The organism is Zavarzinia sp., from assembly GCF_041650655.1.
Lineage (GTDB): Bacteria > Pseudomonadota > Alphaproteobacteria > Zavarziniales > Zavarziniaceae > Zavarzinia.
In genome coordinates this window covers 1-2,914 of sequence record NZ_JBAZKR010000242.1, presented here as the reverse complement: position 1 = coordinate 2,914, position 2,914 = coordinate 1, and the positions used below count along the sequence as shown (strand labels likewise).

Sequence of the window (2,914 nt, the reverse complement as noted above, 5' to 3'; positions counted from 1 at the left end):
GCGCAGCAAGGGCAGGCCGCTTTGCCGGCTGCCGATGAATTCGCCGGGGCCGCGCAGGCGCAGGTCCTCGCGCGCGATTGCGAAGCCGTCGGTGCTTTCGAAGATGACCTTCAGCCGCGCCCGGGCAAGTTCGCCCAGCGGCTGGGCATAGAGCAGGATGCAAGCCGATTGCGCCGTGCCGCGGCCGACGCGGCCGCGCAACTGGTGCAGTTGCGCGAGGCCGAAGCGCTCGGCGTGCTCGATCACCATCAGGCTCGCATTCGGCACGTCGACGCCGACCTCGATCACCGTCGTGGCCACCAGCAGATGAATCTCGTTCGCCACGAAGGCGCTCATCATGGCGGCCTTTTCGGCGGCCTTGAGGCGACCATGGACCAGGCCGATTTTCAGGTCGGGCAGATCGGCCTCAAGGCGGGCGAAGGTTTCCTCGGCGGTCTTGAGTTGCAGGCTTTCGCTTTCCTCTATGAGGGGGCAGACCCAGTAGGCCTGGCGCCCCGCGCGGCAGGCCTCATGCACACGGGCCACGACCTGGTCGCGGCGGGCTTCCGCGACCAGCTTGGTCGTCACCGGCGTGCGTCCCGGCGGCAGTTCGTCGAGCACCGAAACGTCGAGGTCGGCGTAGTAGCTCATGGCCAGGGTGCGCGGGATCGGCGTCGCCGACATCGCCAGCTGATGCGCATAGAGGCCCTTCTCCTTCAGCGCCAGGCGCTGGCGCACGCCGAAGCGGTGCTGCTCGTCGACGATCGCCAGGCCGAGGCGGGCGAACTCCACCTTGTCTTCGATCAGCGCATGCGTGCCGACGATGATCGGCGTGTCGCCGGCGCCGACTCTTGCGATCGCCGCCTCCTTCTCGCGCTTTTTCAGGCTGCCGGTGAGCCAGGCGACTTCGAGGCCGAGCGGCGCCAGCCACGCGGCGAGCTTGCGGTAATGCTGCTCGGCGAGGATTTCGGTCGGCGCCATGAGGGCCGCCTGATGTCCGGCCTCGACCGCCTGCAGCATGGCCAGCGCGGCCACCACGGTCTTGCCGCTGCCGACGTCGCCCTGCAGCAGGCGCTGCATCGGATGCGGCTGCGCGAGGTCGGCGGCGATCTCCTGCCAGGCGCGCTGCTGCGCCTGGGTCAGGCGAAACGGCAGCGAGGCCAGTAGCGCCCCGGTCAGCGCCGCCGTCGCCTTCAGGCGCGGCGCGCCGCGCGCGCGGCGGGCGGCATAGGCGCGGCGCAAACTCAGTTGCTGCGCCAGCAGTTCGTCGAACTGGACGCGGCGCCACGCCGGATGCTCGCGGGCTTCCAGCTCGGTCTGGGTCATTTCCGGCGGCGGCGTGTGCAGGCGGTGAATCGCGGCGGCGAACTCGGGCAGGTGCAGCCGCTCGCGCAGGGCCGGCGGCAGCGTGTCGTTGAGGTCGGCGCGCGCCAATGCGCGCTCGATCAGGCGGCGCAGGGTGGCCTGGCCGAGGCCGGCCGTGGTCGGATAGACCGGCGTCAGGCATTCGGGCAGGGTTTCGCCGGGCGCTACGGCATGAAAGCGCGGATGGATGATTTCGGGGCCGAGATAGCCCTCGTGCAGCTCGCCGAAAATTCTCAGCCGCGCACCCGGCTGCAAGACCTTCTGCTGGCTCGGATAAAAGTTCAGGAAGCGCAGCAGCAATGCGCCGCTGCCATCGCGCACCCGCGCCAGCAACTGGCGGCGCGGCCGGTAGGCGATTTCGCTGTCGACGACCTCGACTTCGAACTGTGCGGCGACGCCGGACCGCGCGTCGGCGAGCGGCGTGATGCGCGTCTCGTCTTCGTAGCGCAGCGGCAGGTGCAGGACGAAATCGGCATCGGTGCGCAAACCGAGCCGGGCCAGGCGGGCCGCGAGGGTGTTGCCGCTCGCGGCCTTTTTTTCAGCCAAGGACGAGCACGGCATCCGCCTCGACCAGGGCGCCGCGCGGCAGCTCCTTGACGCCGACCGCGGCGCGCGCCGGGAAGGGCTCGCTGACGTATTTCGCCATGGTTTCATTCACCTTGGCGAAGTTGGCCAGGTCGGTCAGGTAGATGTTGAATTTGACCGCATCGTTCAGCGTCGCGCCGGCGGCGGCGGCGACCGCCTTGAGGTTCTCGAAGACGCGCACGATCTGCGCTTCGATGCCGTCGACCATCTGCATGCTGACCGGATCGAGGCCGATCTGGCCCGACATATAGACGGTGTCGCCGACCTGCACGGCCTGCGAGTAGGTGCCGATCGCGGCGGGCGCGGCGGCGGTGGAAATGATCTTGCGGCTCATGGTGTTGTCCTGTTCATTTCTTGGTGGTTATCAGCAGGCCGTCGTCGAGACCGAGCGCCTTCAGCTTGGCACGGGCGGCATCCACTTCCTGCTTCGTCTTGAAAGGGCCGACATGGACCCGCGCCTCGATGGTGGCGGGAATGCCGTTCGCCACCAGTTTAGCGCGCAGATCCTCGGCATTGGCCATATTGCTGAAGACGCCCATTTGCAGCGCATAGCGGCGTTCGATCGCCTGGGTGACAGGGCGCGAGGCCGGGGCGCGCTGAGGCGCGGCATGCACCGCGGGAGGATGCGCCGGCGCGGCTTTCGGCGGTGGCGCAACGGGTGCCGCCGTGCGCTCGGGCACGGCCGTTGGCTCCGGCTTGGCCTCGACGGCCGGCTCGATCGGCTTCGTTTCCGGCTCGGCCACAGGCTCCGGCTTGGGCGGCAGGGCGAGCTTGGCCGTCACTGGAGCCGGCGGCGTGTAGATCGCCTCGAACATCGCCAGGCTGCCGAGCAGGCCCACCACCATCAGGGCGGCGATGACGATGCGATTGACCAGGCGGCGCCTGAGGGCCTCTTCAGGCGTGGGCGCGTGATCCAGGTTCGATATTTCGTCCATTGCGATCCTCGCCTTGCTCGTGCCACTCGAATTCATACGACTGCGCGTTG

The 2,914-nt window shown here is 68.7% G+C and carries 3 protein-coding genes; all 3 read right to left on the bottom strand.

The genetic code is table 11. The annotated features are described in order from the left end of the window. Positions 1-1,890, bottom strand: a 1,890-nt coding sequence (gene recG / locus WC493_RS22925; protein ID WP_373068907.1) for an ATP-dependent DNA helicase RecG, incomplete at its 3' end; no start/stop codon positions are given. After that, positions 1,883-2,263 (bottom strand): Rid family detoxifying hydrolase, encoded by a 381-nt coding sequence (locus tag WC493_RS22920; RefSeq protein ID WP_373068905.1) that lies wholly within the window; start codon positions 2,261-2,263, stop codon positions 1,883-1,885. The genes recG and WC493_RS22920, both read right to left, overlap by 8 nt. Positions 2,264-2,276: 13 nt before the next feature. Then, positions 2,277-2,864 (bottom strand): SPOR domain-containing protein, encoded by a 588-nt coding sequence (locus tag WC493_RS22915; protein WP_373068903.1) that lies wholly within the window; start codon positions 2,862-2,864, stop codon positions 2,277-2,279. Between the last annotated feature and the right edge of the window lie 50 nt (positions 2,865-2,914).

Bases quoted from the DNA above. Each gene is read 5' to 3' on its own strand.
- WC493_RS22920 (WP_373068905.1), bottom strand. From the start codon at position 2,263: ATGAGCCGCAAGATCATTTCCACCGCCGCCGCGCCCGCCGCGATCGGC.
- WC493_RS22915 (WP_373068903.1), bottom strand. From the start codon at position 2,864: ATGGACGAAATATCGAACCTGGATCACGCGCCCACGCCTGAAGAGGCC.